Annotated in this window: 11 protein-coding genes; all 11 read right to left on the bottom strand. The window is 33.9% G+C overall.

The features are described 5' to 3' along the window. Positions 1-488 precede the first annotated feature (488 nt). The 11 genes from JKM87_RS02635 to JKM87_RS02590 all read right to left on the bottom strand — a co-directional run bounded on the left by JKM87_RS02635 (position 489) and on the right by JKM87_RS02590 (position 16672). Complete coding sequence (locus JKM87_RS02635; RefSeq protein ID WP_202077581.1) at positions 489-1520, bottom strand: MFS transporter; 1032 nt, start codon at positions 1518-1520, stop codon at positions 489-491. Positions 1521-1599: 79 nt separating this feature from the next. Then, positions 1600-2112, bottom strand: coding sequence for an ArsR/SmtB family transcription factor (locus JKM87_RS02630; protein WP_202077580.1), 513 nt, complete (start codon positions 2110-2112; stop codon positions 1600-1602). 361 nt (positions 2113-2473) lie between these two features. Next, the gene (locus JKM87_RS17780) at positions 2474-2695 is read right to left on the bottom strand and encodes an ATP-binding protein (protein WP_236838510.1); all 222 of its coding nucleotides are present in this window, start codon (positions 2693-2695) and stop codon (positions 2474-2476) included. Positions 2696-2727: 32 nt separating this feature from the next. Continuing rightward, positions 2728-3087: an ATP-binding protein gene (locus JKM87_RS17775; protein WP_236838509.1), complete on the bottom strand. Its 360-nt coding sequence runs from the start codon at positions 3085-3087 to the stop codon at positions 2728-2730. Then, on the bottom strand, positions 3084-3335 hold the full coding sequence (locus tag JKM87_RS02620; protein ID WP_202077578.1) for a hypothetical protein: 252 nt from the start codon (positions 3333-3335) through the stop codon (positions 3084-3086). The genes JKM87_RS17775 and JKM87_RS02620 overlap by 4 nt, the downstream gene beginning before the upstream one ends. Before the next feature lie 64 nt (positions 3336-3399). Beyond that, the gene (locus JKM87_RS02615; RefSeq protein WP_202077576.1) at positions 3400-3648 is read right to left on the bottom strand and encodes a DDE-type integrase/transposase/recombinase; all 249 of its coding nucleotides are present in this window, start codon (positions 3646-3648) and stop codon (positions 3400-3402) included. A gap of 48 nt (positions 3649-3696) precedes the next feature. Beyond that, entirely contained in the window at positions 3697-5685 is a 1989-nt protein-coding gene (locus JKM87_RS02610; RefSeq protein WP_202077574.1) for a hypothetical protein, read from the bottom strand. Continuing rightward, positions 5685-7796, bottom strand: coding sequence for a sensor histidine kinase (locus JKM87_RS02605; RefSeq protein WP_202077572.1), 2112 nt, complete (start codon positions 7794-7796; stop codon positions 5685-5687). The genes JKM87_RS02610 and JKM87_RS02605 overlap by 1 nt, the downstream gene beginning before the upstream one ends. Positions 7797-7998: 202 nt before the next feature. Beyond that, positions 7999-13311 carry an FtsK/SpoIIIE domain-containing protein gene (locus tag JKM87_RS02600; protein ID WP_202077570.1) on the bottom strand — a complete coding sequence of 1771 codons (5313 nt, stop codon included), beginning with the start codon at positions 13309-13311 and terminating at the stop codon, positions 7999-8001. Continuing rightward, positions 13311-14858, bottom strand: coding sequence for a methylation-associated defense system protein MAD7 family protein (locus tag JKM87_RS02595; RefSeq protein ID WP_202077568.1), 1548 nt, complete (start codon positions 14856-14858; stop codon positions 13311-13313). Before JKM87_RS02595 ends, JKM87_RS02600 begins: the two co-directional genes overlap by 1 nt. Then, positions 14858-16672: a hypothetical protein gene (locus JKM87_RS02590; protein ID WP_202077566.1), complete on the bottom strand. Its 1815-nt coding sequence runs from the start codon at positions 16670-16672 to the stop codon at positions 14858-14860. The genes JKM87_RS02595 and JKM87_RS02590 overlap by 1 nt, the downstream gene beginning before the upstream one ends. Positions 16673-17098: the final 426 nt, after the last annotated feature.

Raw genomic sequence — 17098 nt, 5'->3', positions numbered from 1 at the left:
CAAGCTTGTTTTGCAAGAAAAACTTTAGAATTGTGTAAATAAAAAAGGCTTGCCAGCCCTGACAATTTTATTACTGGGTGTGACCCTTGATGTTCTCTCAAACTTACTTAAATATTCAATGAGGTCCCCATGTCATTGTTTTTATATAATTCTCTACTAAACCCAAAGCACATGCTTAAAACACCTCGTTTAATTCAAATTATACCTTTGGATAGCTGTGCGGTAAATAATACTGTATTTAAGAGATGAATGCATATTAAAACAATTATTCTAAGGATCTAAGCTTATCAAATGTCCATAGTACGAAAAACGAAAAAAGAATGATGAAGCTACCACAAGAAAGTAAGATCCAAGATATAGAAAAATTAAGAGAAAGGGCAACGGAGGTCATCCCGTATGACAGTGGTATTAGCCCATTGGACGCAGTTGACATCATCCCCATTACGCGACCTATCTTATCGGAATCTGTTTTTTCTTGGATTATAGCTCTAGCTGGTATATCTCCTATAGTGATACCCATACCTAAAATAGCCAAGACTAAAATCGCCTGCCAAAAGGAATGTGACCTGTCCTAATAGTCCGATAGATATTCCCAGAATAGTTATCCTTGTTATGATTAAAAGGCCTCGCTTTGACCTAAGATTGATGATACCGATAATGATTGCGCCCAGTATCAACCCTCCTGCAATCGTACTTTCTAAATAACTAAGTTCTAAGGGACCACCCATTAAACGTTCTTCTACTATTAAAGGAATGGCCATCGTACCAGGTCCAGTGATAAAAAAATTGACGAATATACTAGTCCACATTAAACTGAGCAAGACAGGTGAACGCTTCAGATAAGAGTATCCTTCTGTAAGATCCTTTAGTGGTGAAGGCTGACGCTTAACTTCCGGCTTATCAAACGGTTCTTTTACTAGGTATATCAATATGGCCCCTATGATGAGCAAGCACGTTATCGTTCCAAAAATCCATTCATAAGCGATCATCGTGATGAGCCACCCAGCGATCATCGGTCCAATAATTAAGGTAAGATGGTTTGTGCTCTGTAAAAAGGAATTCGCACGAGTGAGGTGATCTTTCGATACAATAGAGGGTAAAATTGCATGGTTAGCTGGCCAAAAAAAAGCATCTAAAATCCCAATACAAAAAGCAAATCCAATGAGTATCCATATATTAATTAAGCCCATATACTGAAGAATGACCATCCCAAATAAAAGCCCACTTCTTGTTATTAATGAGCTAAACATAATCGTGGAACGTCTAAATCGATCCGCTAATACTCCCCCAATCATCATGAGTAAAACACGTGGAACGGTCATGGCCATTAGGACTACACCGAGAAAGGCCTTTAAACTAAGTTCATCAACCACATACCAACTTTTAGTCAAAAAATAAATAGAGAAAGACAATCCTGAAAAAACACTGGCAAACCATAAAAGTAAGAATTTTTTGTTCCTTATCAGAGAAGACAATCGCTCGCTCTGAGGTTGTTGTTGTATTTCTTTCGACGGCTCCATATCCATAAAATTCCTCCTTTATCTCATTTTTGGTCATTCACACCAGTTCAGATATGCTCATCTACTTTCCATTAGACCTTCACCGCTTAGTTCCTTTTTCACTTTCCATCATGTTTGATTCCTCATCTTTAATCTCCTGTAACGAAATATCCACGGCATACTCCAACATCCCCTCTCCATTGCCTTGTGGTAATTTACGTCCCCATTGATCAAGGAGTTCTCGAAGATCAGATTGAAACTGTTCTATATCTTCTTTGGTAAGTAACAAGCGTGTTGTCATTCGAGTGGTTGACGTGTCCCCAGGTATAGATTTTGAATCAGACTTAATGTTAAACCACGTGGATTTCGCCTTATAGTATTTCTCTACGATACCCCCGGTTTCTTTCGTTTCAATAAGGTCAATGAGTTGACCTTCATACAGTCTCTGCATATGGTAGTGAATGTTCCCTGGAGTCTGACCAAGCTGGTCTGCGACTTGTTTAGCAGTTCTCGGCACATCCTCGAGAGCATGAAGGATCTTGACCCGAAGTGCACTACCTAATAACTTAGACTGTTCAATCGAAATAGAGAGTTGTTTTGACTTATTATCCATGTCCTCACCCTTTACTAATTATATAGTCCATTCTAAAAAATTAGTACGACCTGTAAAAATAGTATAATTATAAGAAATATTTGTCAACGTTTTATTGGTCTCGCCACTACTTAAAAGCTTTGAAAGAAAACAGTATATGACCAATTACAATCACTACGGATATCAATGGAAACGAAAAAGATGCCCCCTGTTCAATACAGAGATCATCTTCTTAGAGCAGCTTAGGCTTTTTATAAATTGTCCTTTACAAAGGGTACACTTTAAATGAAGGGTGTCTTTAATTAAAGAGTTGATAGTTGGAATGATTGTCAAGTCGATTCAGAATAGCTGTGGAAATGATTCCATTGCCGAGCACTTCACCCTATTCACTGAAGGTCTTTTTAGATGTTAAGATGATCGAACTGTTCTCATATCGTTGGCTAATCACTTGGAACAAATAGTGACCTCCGTTATCTGACAGATTCAAATAGCCCTTCTCATCGATTATGAGGAGAGAAGGCTTTGCCAGCCCTCTGATCTTCTTCTCTAGTTTTCCCTGATTGTCTGCGGTTTCAAGCGTTGTGACAAGCTCTTGGGCCGTCATGAAATACTTTTAAAGGCCATTTCTTACGGCCTCTAATGCAATCGACACGTCAGGTGTGTTTTCCCTATACCGGATGGTCCTAAAAAGACGAGACTTTGATTCTCTTTAATGAAACTCAGATTCATATACTCTTCAATATCCCGTCTGCTCACGCCGGTAACCCGGTCAAAGTCAAACCCATCAAGCGTTTTTCGAAAAGGCAACCGCGATAATTTCAATAATGTCTTTCTGCTTCGCTCAATTCTGTCTTGATTTTCTATCCCCAGCACTCGCTCAAGAAATGCATGATATGGTATATTATCTTTAGAAGCTTCGTCTATGAGAGAATGCCATTCTGATTGAATTTTGGTCAATTTGAGCGATTCGCAGTATGTATCAATGATTTGATTCATGACGGATCGCTCCTCTCATTGATGAATTGGTCGTAGACGCTTAGTGGGCGCACCGCGACCTCTATACCTGAAGCAGCGTTTGAGGTGTCCGCCTTTGAACGTTGCTTTTTTCTTATCTGCTCTGATAGTGGTAATACGTGGTCATCTTTTGTATAACTCAACACAGGGTTACCGCGATGATAGATTGTTATTTGACCGTCCAACGTTTCTTTGATCATCACTTCCTGGCGAGCCATTTTAGATGGCATAAGCAGTTTCCGTGCATGATAGTTTAGTACACTGTCTCTGCCAATCTTGCGATAGGCGATATAACTAACATCGTATGTCGAAGGTGCAGGATGTATGTAAAGATTCTTTCATCCAAAGTTCTACCGGCTTTCGTTCGGTTGTGCTATGAACACGTTGGTTTGCCGTTTCTTCCACCCATCTCAGAATCATGTAATGACTGTACAGAGAGGTTTCTAGCCATCCATTCATATATCCGATGAAGCGTTCTACTTTCCCTTTCGTTTGTGGACGATAGGGACGATGTACCTTAGGCGTAAATCCATAATGATCCACGAAGTCCAGAAACCGGATTCACTTGTCTTCTTTTAAGTTTAAGTTGTATTATCTCTGACTTACTGCTTCAGTAATAGTCCTATTATGTCGACAAATTACATCCACAGATCTTTTCTTTTTACTATTTCTTATTTCAATTCCAAATTGTTTAAATGTCTCTGCTGTCTCTTCATCTATTATTAGCATTCTCTGTTCCTTTAATTGATCATTAAGATATAATTTTTTTCGATGGTTTGTCGAGATTTCTGTTATAACACCATCCACATTTTCTTGTGTGATTTCAAATCCTTCTTTTTGAATTGTTTCTAAGAGATGGTTAACGTCTACTAAGGCACATTTATCCCTTTCATTATAAAAGAATTTTAGATTAGTTTCCTGAGAATTCAATTGAGTTTTAAGAGGTGAAAATTTTATTTCTTCACTTGATATATCTAAAGATAAAGGAACCCGAGTCTCTAACTCGGTTTTTTGTTTCAGAATAGATGTAGTATGTAAATAATCCAATCTTCCAATTCTTGAAACATGAAAATCTAAATTATTTTGCACCTTTAAAAATGAATATGCAATGTTATCGGACCATGTAGTATGTTCCCCATCTGAAAAATCTTTTAATTCTTTTGATCTGTCTTCTATTAACTTTGTTAAATATTTATAGTAAAAACTCCCCCAAGTAAACTCTCTATCTATACTTTGGTTTAATTCAAATTTTGATTTACCATTGTCCGAGTCTAAAGTTGTAAGATCTAATAGCCAAGAAGGGATAAGAATATTTTTTCTTACATCAAATATTATTTCTTCTGTCCCTAATCTAAATCTCATACAACTTTGTCCGGTCACTTGAGGAACCTCTAAAATAATTGATGCCACTTCAGCATTCCTTCGAATTTTTCCCTTAACCTCTCTTACCATTAAATCACATGATTGTGTTACAAGAATACCTCTTACTGGGTTATCTTGTATTCTTAATTCGAAAATATCCCCAAAGTCTATTGGAGCATTCCTAACATTAATATTTTCATCCAACAGTTCTATTCTTCTTAACTGTCTTAAATGATTATCTGTTTCATAATCCCATATTTCACAAGTCCATCCCTGAATGTTAGATAAATTTTCATGAATTTCTTTCATTTGAGTTACACTATCAGTAATTAAATTCTTAACTAATGCTAAACTTAGTTCAACTATATAGGTAGTTTCAGAAACTCCTTCTATTTCAAGTTTTTCAGATATTAAGGCTTTCATTGTTTTACTATTTGTTAATAACAGTTTACTTATGGCATCATTAACACCCTTATCTAGCAACTTTTTCATAGAAAATAATGATTCAAACATTAGTTTGCCTGATTCCAATTCTAATAATGTTTCATATAATGCTGCGTAAAAGTCATCTTTTCTATGAACTGTATCTTTATTTATATAATTTAATATAGATTTGAATTCAAGAATATTATTGCTACTATATCTTCTAAATAGATCCTGTCTACTTTCTGAATCAGTCATCTTATATGTTTTTTCTTTATATTCGAATTCCTTATGAGAACTAATAAATATAATATATTTTAACTTCTGATCATCAAAATCATTACTCTTTAAAATATCTAGGGCAGTAAACTCACCTTTAGAATAATTATAATCCATTATAATCAGTTCAAAATCATTAAAATCTTTTTCTTCCGGCGTCTTTGCGGTTTCGATTTTGTCACTACCGAAATAGTCAGATAACTTTTTTTCAATATGTTTTGCATGGCCATTCATTATTTCTTTATCATAATCTTCTATAACCACATAGATATCGTTCCTCTTTTCTTCATCATCTAGTAAAAAATCGAAATCTTCTTCCACGAATATTAGCTCTAACTCTCCATCACTTAAATTTGTATCTGTATTTAACTTTTGCTTTAATTCTGTGTTATCTTTCTCTTTAGATAAATAAAGCACCACCTGCTGGAATTTTTCATCATCATCCAACTCTAATTGATCATCAATAAAAAGTATTTTTGAAACACCCAAAGATCCTAGTAAATTTTCTACGGACATTAGATCTCTCCCCCTAATACAATCTCAGAAAAATCTAGATTAAAGCAATATAACCTATCTCTTTGATTTCTATATTCCAATATTTCTAGGTTAATTTTGTGATAGGCTGCAATCTCTCTGCAAATAAATAAACCTAATCCTTTACCATCCCTTTTTCTAGAAAAGAATGGTTCAAAAATTGCTTCAGCATCTAAAATAGAAATTCCCGGCCCATTATCATAGAAAACAACATTCCCATCCCTCTGAATCTTAATATTAATTACTCCCTTATCTATTTCATCACTTGTCCCTAAAGAGTTTATCCAGTAAAAGGAGTTTATTAGTAAGTTATCAAAAAGTTGAATTAGTAAACCTTTATTCACTTTTATATATAGACTAACAACTTCTGATTCAACATTGATTTCAATGGCTCTATTGTTATAGTTACTTAACAATGATTTTGAAGTATCCACTATTTGTTGAATTTGATCAACAAGATTCACCTTTGATTTTGCTCTTCTTAATGTTGAAGCCTGCTCATCTATTTGGGAAATCATAGTTTTAAGGGACTTAATATTTAACTCAAGCATTTCAATATTAGTTAAATACACATTCGGTAGTTCTCTTTTTAAATCATCTAGTTTGGACAAGATTTTTTGCATAAAGTTATGAATCTCATGTGCAATTTGCATTGAAGTCATTCCAACACTAGATGTTTCTAGTAAAGCCTTTTCTCGTCTATTTAGTTCCTTAATTCCTTTATTTATTAACTTAGACTCTTGAATAATTAGCTTTATATCTTTTTCCTCTATATCACTGCTTTGAGAAATTTTTAGAATAGTTTTCTCTATATTCATTGCTGATTTTTTTGCATGACTGGTAATATCACTCGATGTTTCTTTTGGTTCATTTCTTTCAACTATATTTAATAACTTTTGAAATACACTTTTTACAATAAAATTAAAATTTTCATAAGATTTATTTTTAACCAGTCCCTCACGATTTGTTTGATCTACTAGATATGGAGATTTATTAGAGTTTAAGGCAATATAACCTGTTGTTTGCTCTCCTATAATACTCGCTTTTCCTTTTCTATACTTTTCCTTATTCAATTCCAACCAATCATCTCCGGGATCACCATAAGGAAATATCCTAAAACCGTCTCGAAAAATCATCGGCCCACCAGTATATCTGTCTAGAATTTCGCGGATAACTCTAGTATTTTCAAAACCAGTCATTTCATTTAACCTACGCCTATTAAATATATAAAAATGAAATCTAAATTCTCCTATAAAGCCTGATTCCAAAGGGTCTCTGTCTTCAATTTTAGAATCTAAAAGAATATTATCTTCACCTTGGTCGACAATAGTTCCGTTCCTTCTTACTTGAAATTGATAGTGAATTTTCCCGGGAGTATATTTTCCTTTAATTTCATGATGTGCTTGACCTAACAATTCTTTTTCAGTCTGACCAATCTTAATAAAACTTTTCTTATTATTACGGTCTGTAAACCAAACTTTAATGTTAAATTTTCTTGGTAATTCATAAAAAGGATTTATATACTTAGCTGCAGTATTAGAAATAAACTTCTCTACTTCCACCTTATCCCATTCCTCACTAATAAAATCCTTTATATCACTTATTATCAGCTTGGTATATGAACCTTCTTTTTGTTTAGATAATTCATATAAGTTATTATTAACCTGATCCAAGTATAAGTCACTCTTGTAACCAAATTTAGTCCAGTCAATTTCTAAATTCCATTGAACGTCAGAATCTTTAGTTGATGTTTGTAAAAGTAGGTGATTACCTAATTTCATGGTAGAAAAACGACCTAAGCCCTTTTCTCCAAGTGGCACTTCCTCCTGATCATCCCCAATTGAACCTTTCCTTTGAAGTCTGTTATTTGTTCCTACTACAAGCCAATGGTTTTCAATAGTCTTGTCGTCCATGCCGTGACCTTCATCATAAATGATAATTTGTTTATCATACTGATTTATAGTAATCTCTACAAATTTAGACTTGGCATCATATGAGTTTTTAACTAATTCTAAAAGTGCAACCTTTGTACTACTAATTAACCTCTCTCCTAAATGAGAAATTATTCGTGCCATTGGCCTAAAGTGGGCCATAATAATTCCCTCCCTGTATATCATCTTATACACTAATATACTGCAAAAAAAAGTATTTTCCAATGTTTTCCCTTAAATCTGAGAACTATTATTAGATGCTCAGTGGAATCACGCAACGGAAGAGGATTACGATATTAAGAGGCGACAACTACAGGAAGAAAATAAAGAAGATGGTGAGTAATAAGTTCACCACTTCTTTAAGCTAACGCTTCTTTATAACTTGACTTAAATTAAATATATCACTACTGGAAATGAACGGTACTTGTGCATAAATTAAGTTTGGTTCCCCAGACAACCTTGCGACAAGATGACCTTTGCCTAACAAATTCTCAGCGCCTTTTTCTCCCAGAGCAATTTCGGAAGTTCCTATACTACCCACTTTTAAAATAAGTCTATTGCCTAAGTTATCTCTTAATTGCATTGGCAGAGCATCCTTATCAGGTCTTTGTGCGGCAAAAATCAGGTGAATTCCGGCTGCCCTCGCCTTCACCCCTAACCTTTGAACTGTCGAAGAAACAATACTTTTATACTCATCTATTAACATCCAGTCGGCAAACTCATCATGAATTAGATATATGAAAGGCAGTTTTTTATCTTCCGGAACCTTTTCGTTATACTCTTTTAAATTTGGCACTTTATATTCTCTAAACATTAAGTACCGATTTTCCATCTCATTAACAAGATCCTCTAAAATTTCTGATGCTCGATTTTGATCAATTACAATACCTTCAGTTAAATGCGGTAAATCCTCTAAATTCTGATAGTCCACTCCATATTTTGGATCAATAAGATAAATCTTTGCAGTATTAATGGAGTTGGTAGCACAAATATCTAAAATTAAAGTTTGTATTAATACAGACTTTCCACTCCCTGTTTCCCCAGCAATTAGGGTGTGCGGTGCGTGCTGCTCTAACCCACCAAAAGGACCACCAAGATTTAAATACAGTAGTTCTCCATCTACTTCTTTGACCCCCACTACGAAATTTAAGTTTGTGTCTTTGACGTCACTTTTTAAAGTTCTAGTATTCCACACATTTGCTAGTGAAATTGTTTCTCGTTCCGGTCTTTCTATAAAGACAACAATTTCTCCGGGCTGCGGGAGCACATTAATGATATTTAAAGCGTGTGTTGTTAAAAGCTGTGATTTTTTCTTTTCTATATCTTCTACTCTTAATCGATCAGATCCCTTCAACCTGACAATTGCAGCATTAGGAGTGAGTCTTAATTCCAGAACTTTCCCCTGAAGATTATAAGTTGCTAATGCAGCTTTTAATGAGTTAACAACACCATTAAGCCATTCTCTATCACTTGAGTTTTGATCCTGTGTAACTACATTTTTAGCAATCCAAGTGTGAAGATCATTGTCTAGCTGTTCACCATTTGTCTGTGTATCATCCTTATAATCTTTCGGGTTATCTTGTTTATTAACTAACTTTTCTTCGCTTTTAATTCTATCAACATCAGCATATTCATTATTGTTAGCTAGCTGATCATTATCTCCTTGAACATCGTCTGTTTGATTCTCAGGCATATGCTCACCTTCTTGAGCAATATTAGGTAAGGTTGGATTAAAGTTTCTCCAAGTAACTTCTGTAGCAAATTTTGACCTAACTGTATATAAAGGGTTCTTTTCTAAGAGTGAAAGTATTAATTCTCTGACAGAATTCCTTGAATAAACCTCTTGGTAGCTGCTTTCAATATCATTAACCTTTATTTGTTCGCTCTCTATAGAATCTGTATTATCACTTGTTGGTACAAAGACATGCGAATATCCCTTAATTTCAATTTCAACGTTACCAGTTCTTATTAACTCTCTCCACTTTTCAATAGAAGTACTGGAATTTTGCATGAAAATTGTACCTTCAACAAGTAAATCACTAATTTTTGAGAGCCATAAGTCCCTATCAAGACTACTTGGTTTCCCAAATAAAGCCTGATCAATCCTTGAAACAGTATCGATTAATTGTTTCTTTGATGTTTTCTTTGAATTTGATAGATTTTTAATATCAACAAATTTAGCCTCAGTAACTAATAATTTTAAATAATACTTACCATTCTTTTCAAATGGGCTTATGGCAAGTAAGTCTGCAATTTGTTCTTCCTTCTTACCTAACCAACTTGCATAGTCATCGAGAAAGTACCATCCAATACTTTCTTCTTCTTCAAATTCCTCTTTAGAGATTAGCTTACTAAGGACTACTCCCATTAACTCACTAGCATATCGGCCTATTTTGGCTGCTCTTAATACGATATCACCTGATAATTCATTTGCTTCATTTATGAAAAGGTCTGTTAGCCATTCAATATCGTCATCCTTAATACCCAAATTTAGCGATTTGAACTTTCTTTTTAATATAATTTTCAACAATTTAAGTGATGTAGTAGTTGAAACAACTAAGTTAGGACCATTTGTCTTGTTATGTTGATATTTAATAATATTAACACCTTGGCTTTTCAAGAGTCTTCTATCAAGTAGTTCATCATAGTTAGCTACCCATTCACCAAGTTTATGTGATTCTTCAAATACATTTTTTGTTTCGCTGTTTTGAAAAGAAATCTGCCTTGCCGGTAAGAAATATCCCTCGTTTTCTTCATCAACACTTTCAGATATACTCTTGATGAAACGTAAATATTCCCATCCCTCGTACAATTGAATTGGACAAACTAAATAAGTAGTCGATTTCAATTCATCTTTTGCTGATGGACGACGACGTGACCATCGTGCCGGAAATAAATCTATATTACTAGGACTATTAACAGACTCAACCTTAGTCCATTCGAAGTTTGAATGCCTTGAAATAACATCTTGTAAAAATACTATGTCGTAAGGTTTCCCTTCTTCCTTTTCCGATACAGAAGATTGATGAGCCATTACTCCAATTCGCAACTTAGCCATAAAGTCATTAGTCACTTCACTCGCAACAAACATATCTGGATCAGAATCAGACCCCTCAACCATTTTGGAATAAATTTGATTCAGTTTATTTGTATCTCTATGCCTTAATACTACTTGGCATCTAATATTGTCATCCTTGCTATTTAATTTTGATACAGAGTCTACAATTGAAAGTGGCAACCTAGTTGAGTCTGAATTATAAAGAACTACTCCTAGATTTGCTGCTTCATGAGGCTGTAAAGCAAGATATTTTTCAAGTAAACCAGTTAACTTTGCGCTAGCTTCCTTGGGATCTTCATTTGTTTCCTGATCACTAACCTTAACAATAGGCATTTCCATTAAGCTATAATCATATAAAGAATCAGTAATAGAAAGTAACTCAGGCAACTCATCGCCGTTAAATCCTAGGCATATTTCTGGATAATATGAATGTTCTATATCGTTAACTAACTCATTAAAGAATAGTTTAGAATCCCCAAAATCTATTTCATTCGAAGTTAACAGTCGCTTAACTATATTATTCACTTGTTGCATTTTAGTAGCAAGAGCAGCCATTCTAAAAGGATTCCAAGGTGGTATAATCGCTAAAGGTTTTGTATCCTTTACTTCAACTACACCAAGTTTTATTATCGGATACCAGAGGTTAATACGGTTTATGTCACCTTTTGCATATTTGGCTATCTGATTTAATAAATCACCATATAGCCTAGACTGATTGATTTGCGTATCATCTATCAGGCCTTCTTCTACCCAGTATTTAAGAGCTTTATGGTATTCTGAAGAGAATTTATTCCATGAATCTAGAATGCTTGTATATCCCGCTTCGTTAATTCTTCCTTGTGCTTTGGCATCATCTAATTCTTGAAGAAATTGTTTAGAGATATCTTTTTCTTGCTCATACACCCCTACTAAGGAGCCTCTATCCTGTCTATATACAGCTTGTAATGTGTAAATATCATTTAACGAAATTCCTTGCAATTTCCCTTTTTTACTAATTGGGTTTTTGGCTACACTAGTAAATGGGAAAGGATGTTGTTTTAATCTTTTCAAATCATCAATTAGCTCCATTCCAATCGCATTAGTTGAACCTTCCCAAATTAATTGAACTTTACAGTCTTGCTCAAGTCCGTGTTCATCTTGATAATATAACTCAAAATAAAATTTTATCTGTCTAGATCCCTTAGATATCGAAGTGTTTGGCTTAAATGGCTTCCCTTTAGCCTTTGCTTTTTTCTTTTCCTCTTCAATAAAATTATCATATTTAAAAAGGTTGAAGGTTTCCCATTCAATCAAAGGCTTTGTTATTTCATCTATTCCTTTGTATCTTGTACAAAAATACAATCCTAAGTCAGTATTAAGATTTAACCAAGCAGTTCTTGAATCTCTTTTTTGTGTCTTTACTTTAATAACTTTTCTTCCTTTAGATAATTCAGATTGTGCGAATAATCTCTCAATAGCTTGTAGAAATCCAACTAAGAAATCACTACATTCAATCGGTTTTCCATAAATGAATTTATCCCATTTTGCTTTTAACTTTTTATTGTTTTCAATTTGATATCGATGTTTTTCATAAAATTCTATATCTTCTTCATTTGGTTCCCTTGCTTTTCTTTTATTTAGTAAATCTAAATAGCTCTCATCTTCTTCTGCAACTAAATCTGCATATTCGTCGGCTAAATACTCTCTTGTTTCTTCAGACAAAGTTGTTTTTTTAGATACTTTAATACCAGAAAAAAGTGTGCCGATATGGTCCTGCTCCCATTCATAGTTTGCCAGAACAGTTGATTCATGATTCCATCCGGGTTTAGAATCAATGAACCTTAGAATATCTGGGTGTATATTATCTGGTATATACTCTTTAGCCTCCTCAAATGAATTATTAAGTTGGTCATTCTCGATAACATCTCTTGAAGGTGTCAATTTATGCAAGAAATAACTTCTTTTTTCCTTTACCTCTTTGTATGCAGCTGCCCACTTATTTTTATATGTCAGCCTATTATCGGGAATACTATAGAAGTAACCTGAATCACGTGGGATTTCTAATGCTGGTAATGCCCATCCCAGTGCTTCAATAAGAGAAGCACCGTCAATTTCTATTCTCTCTCTAGTAGTAACTACATACTTACTAAACATCTCCAAACTGCAATCGTTCATACTAAGTAATCCAGTTAATGCTTTTCCCCATATATTTAACAACCGATCACTTCCGTTTATTGACGGTAAGTTATTAGAAACAACTTTTATCCAAAGGTTAGTATTTGCCTTTAAATCATTTGCACCAATAGTATAAATATTTCTCAATGATTGACCTTGATCATCATTATTATTCGCCAATAAGAGGACTGGCTTATCCGTGTAAGTATGCCTCAATCTTGTAGTTCGTTCCTTAGTGATTATTCTGTCTGGCAAATCATTACCTTTTGCTAGTTCTATTGGTATTTTTATATCAATTATATCTTTAAGATACATATCATCTAATATTTCTTTGCAAATGATTAATACCTGCGGACCAGATAGTCTATCTAATAAGAACCTTGCTGTTCCTTCAGAAGATTCACTTTCTATATTAGTTTTGAGGTATTCAACTGCTACTTTACCTATTAATTCTAAATGATTCATTATATACCATCCTTTGCAAAAGGATTCTCAACATACGCACAGGCATCAGACAATCTCCTCAATAAGCCCATACTTGAGAGTCTCTGCTCTAATCTTTGAGCATTTTCTGAAAAGGCTTCCTGATCTGCTTGCCCTGAGTTGATTACTTCTACCGCTTCGTTATCACCAATGATAAATCCATACTTTTCAAAGAGGACACCTAAAAAGTCTTGAAATTCCATTCTGTTTGGTACGTTAGCGATAACTAATGTCTTTAGAAGACTATCAGTTGGAGCATATCTAATTCTTTGACTATTTCTACTAGAAGAAAGTCCAATTTCTTTTCCCCATACTCTATGAAAATTATTCACATGCTGTTTATGTCTTGAAATTGCCTTTTCAACTAGTTCATCAATTAATGAATCTATATTTTCTGCCAAAATTTCTTCACTACTCGACGGCCATAAGAAATATTTATTTAACAGCTTTTGAGCTTCGAAAAAAGGATCTGGTAAAGATTGAATTGCTTCCCACTCATCAGTACTCTTTATACTCCTTATATAATGCTCTATGGCTTGTCTAGATAGATTATTATTATTAATATAAAAATCTGACGCGAGATCTCTTATAATAGTTTTCTTAGGAGCTAAGATCTCTAATATGAATTTTGTTTTATCATTATGACCCAGAACATCTTTAGAGCGATTAATAAAATAGATGATAAAGTGCAATCCAGTAATATTTACTATATGAGGTACAGTATCGTATGCAGGTATTTTATTATTAAATATATTAATCCAATCATCAGCCATATTAGAGTATTCCTTTAAATACTCATACGGTAAATAAGAACCTGTCGAATCTCTAGCTACTTCTTCCTTTCCATAATTAGGTTGCAATAATTGTGCTAATCTATTATAAATTGATTTTGAATTAATAATATTAGATTCAAGGAAATTTAATAGCTCGTCCCCTTTGTTGGAGCGGGAGAGCATTAAGTATAGCAATTCACCTGTTCGCCCAAAAAACCTTCTATCATTTTGGGCTTTATTTCCACTTACCCTCAAATCCTCATATAAACAATCTTTACCATAAGGAAAAATAAACTGGGAACTCCATCTTTTATTATTTTCTCCTTCTATTGTGTTACTTTGAAGGAACTTAACAGTCTCATAAAAATCCTCGAAACTATTAAAGTTTTCCGGTAAATATGAAAGATTAGGATAGTCGCTCCCACCAAAATTTTGCTCGGCCAACTTTATCCATTCATTCCATGCCTTTTTATCATCGTTATGTGCTAGATAATCTCTATATACAATTTCCATGAAAGGGTTATTGAATAGAATATTTCTCAAATATAACCTAGTATATGGACTGTATGTCAGTGTGTTAAAGCTTTGCTCTTTAAAAGCTCTCTCTCTTTCACACTCTGAATTTAATATCCCCATAAATTCCATTAAGCATAACCAAGGTGTTTGCTCATCGTATAGTCTATGACCCCAAATGGCTTCATCTACCCAAAAATCCAATCTAACATTATTAGATGTTCGAGGAAGAGTTTTTATCATTAGAACACCTCCAAATTCTTATGCTCAACTACGCCTTTATCATTTACTTTTATTAGTTTTAAAGATACTTGGGTCTCTTCTAATTCGCCATCCGCTTTTCTTCTGTCAACTAACCTCTTCAACAGGGTACTCTTAAAAGCTAATATGTCTTCATAGCATTCCCTAGAAAAGCTTCCGGGTAATGCACCTTCAGCTACCCTAGATATAAATTCATACCTTACTAATTGCAAATTAAGTCTTACAGATTCAAGTTCATTGGAAAAACCCACAGTGAGATATAACTTTTGATTGTCATCTGATAATTCGAACTTTATATATTCTCCTCTTTTTGGTGCTACTGAAATCTTTTCTTCCAATACTCGACTAATCTTTGCCTGAGAGTAGTTACCAGATGTCGATAGTATTAATGAATCGTTATCTTGAACCAATAGGCCTGTAGTAATTCGGTTTAGTCCTTTAACTAACCTAGTAATATATTGAGGTTTTACTCTTTGTTTTCCTTTTAATGCTCTGAATACTTGGTCAAGAAATTCTCCAGCATATTGAAATGTCGTTAAATTCCATAATTTCAATCTTTCTTCTTGATTCTCAGGAATAACAAAGAATAATCTTTGGCGTTGAGATTTCAACATTTCCAAGAATTGATCTTTATCTGTAACGTCACCTTCTAAGTAAGCTTTCTTTTCTGAAATAAAAACCTTATCAGCTCCGTACTGCTTATCTGAATGTACAAGATCTTCATACAAATCGTTATACTCATGGTCATCTTCTCCGAAAATCAGTATATTATCTACGAGTGTATTCGTTTCAGAACCTATACCAAACTTATTCAACGTGACAAATATATCAGTTGAGTTTCTTTTCCTAACAGATAAATTCTCTCCAAATATATTACGATAAATGCTACCTAGATAAGTTGTATTGTTTTTATTTATTTTCGGTATATCACTACACTTTAATAGTTTATCTCGTACATCTGGATGTCCTAACAGCATATTTGAAACTAGTAGTAGTAACTGCCTAAGAGGCATATGTATTTCATTAATTTCACATAGAGTTAATAAGTCAACTAATCTTCTTGTTATTAAGCTGTTTTCTTCTTTTAATCTCTTTTTATTTTCAATTATTGGGCATACATTTTCATCTTTACTATTTAGCGGACAGCTCTTACACTCTTCCCATCCCGGATTATTAAGAACTTCCTCTATTATCTTTGGAAGCAAGGTGGCAGAATTTGTTTTGCTCAGGTTATATAATTTTAACCAGAAACCACTTTGCTCTTTTTTTCCATCTACCAAAAGATCCTCAATACATCTCTTTGTATCTATGATATTATAGGTAGGCTTTAACATCTTCCACGTTTCAAGCAATTGTCCATCATTAGCAGCGACTAAAAATACGGTTTTATTTTCAATTCCCATTATAGAGTCTGCCATCGTAGACAATATTTCTCTTTCTTCTTCTAGAAGCTCACTTAGATCCTTTATGAAGATCACATTGTAATCGTTTACTACTAACTTTTCAATTTTATTATTTTCTGCCCATATAGCCGCATCTCCACCGAGCTTCTTCCATACTTCTCGACAGTAATATGTCTTTCCGTCTCCTGCTGTCCCAGTCAATATAACAGAATAGGGATTTTCACCTTTGAAGTTATCTACTAGCTCATCTAAATACTCCATATCTATTCGTATCGGTGTAACCTTTTTCTTTCTAATAATCGACTGTATTGTTTCATCATACATATTGTCGTTTTGAGGAATAGGACCGTACTGCCTTAGAAAGTTAACCCAATTAGACCTTATTGTACTCACTCTTTAATCCCCACCTTATCCCGTAACAAAATTTACCTAATTTTATTATACAAGAATATGCAGGTCTATCAAACCATGAATTAATTACCATGCTATCAACAAATCGAGAACAGTATATGAGTTAATAGTATAAAAAAAGGCGTCTTCCTTAATAAGAAGCGCCCTTGTTCAATTATTAACTTTTGTTGTGAAATTAGACTCCGCAAGAATCACCGTTTTTTAATCTACTGCTAGAGAATTTTTACTTACTTATAAGCTCATATCCGTATCGCTGATAGAAAAAGGTCAAGGCTTTGAAGTGAAAGAGTCTTATCCTCTTTAATGTTACAAAGTATTTAGATATATAGTATTTCCAAATTACACCTAATTGCGAAACATCTTTATTCAAATAGTATAATAGTATTGCTCATTAAGTTATCAATATGT

Source organism: Caldalkalibacillus salinus, from assembly GCF_016745835.1.
Lineage (GTDB): Bacteria > Bacillota > Bacilli > Caldalkalibacillales > JCM-10596 > Caldalkalibacillus_A > Caldalkalibacillus_A salinus.
The sequence above is the reverse complement of the archived record's forward strand: the minus strand, read 5'-3'. Positions and strand labels throughout refer to the sequence as shown.

Excerpts from the sequence above, each read along its gene's own strand:
- JKM87_RS02635 (WP_202077581.1), bottom strand. The coding sequence starts at position 1,520 with ATGGAGCCGTCGAAAGAAATACAACAACAACCTCAGAGCGAGCGATTG.
- JKM87_RS02630 (WP_202077580.1), bottom strand. The coding sequence starts at position 2,112 with ATGGATAATAAGTCAAAACAACTCTCTATTTCGATTGAACAGTCTAAG.
- JKM87_RS17780 (WP_236838510.1), bottom strand. The coding sequence starts at position 2,695 with ATGACGGCCCAAGAGCTTGTCACAACGCTTGAAACCGCAGACAATCAG.
- JKM87_RS17775 (WP_236838509.1), bottom strand. The coding sequence starts at position 3,087 with ATGAATCAAATCATTGATACATACTGCGAATCGCTCAAATTGACCAAA.
- JKM87_RS02620 (WP_202077578.1), bottom strand. The coding sequence starts at position 3,335 with ATGCCATCTAAAATGGCTCGCCAGGAAGTGATGATCAAAGAAACGTTG.
- JKM87_RS02610 (WP_202077574.1), bottom strand. The coding sequence starts at position 5,685 with ATGTCCGTAGAAAATTTACTAGGATCTTTGGGTGTTTCAAAAATACTT.
- JKM87_RS02605 (WP_202077572.1), bottom strand. The coding sequence starts at position 7,796 with ATGGCCCACTTTAGGCCAATGGCACGAATAATTTCTCATTTAGGAGAG.
- JKM87_RS02600 (WP_202077570.1), bottom strand. The coding sequence starts at position 13,311 with ATGAATCATTTAGAATTAATAGGTAAAGTAGCAGTTGAATACCTCAAA.
- JKM87_RS02595 (WP_202077568.1), bottom strand. The coding sequence starts at position 14,858 with ATGATAAAAACTCTTCCTCGAACATCTAATAATGTTAGATTGGATTTT.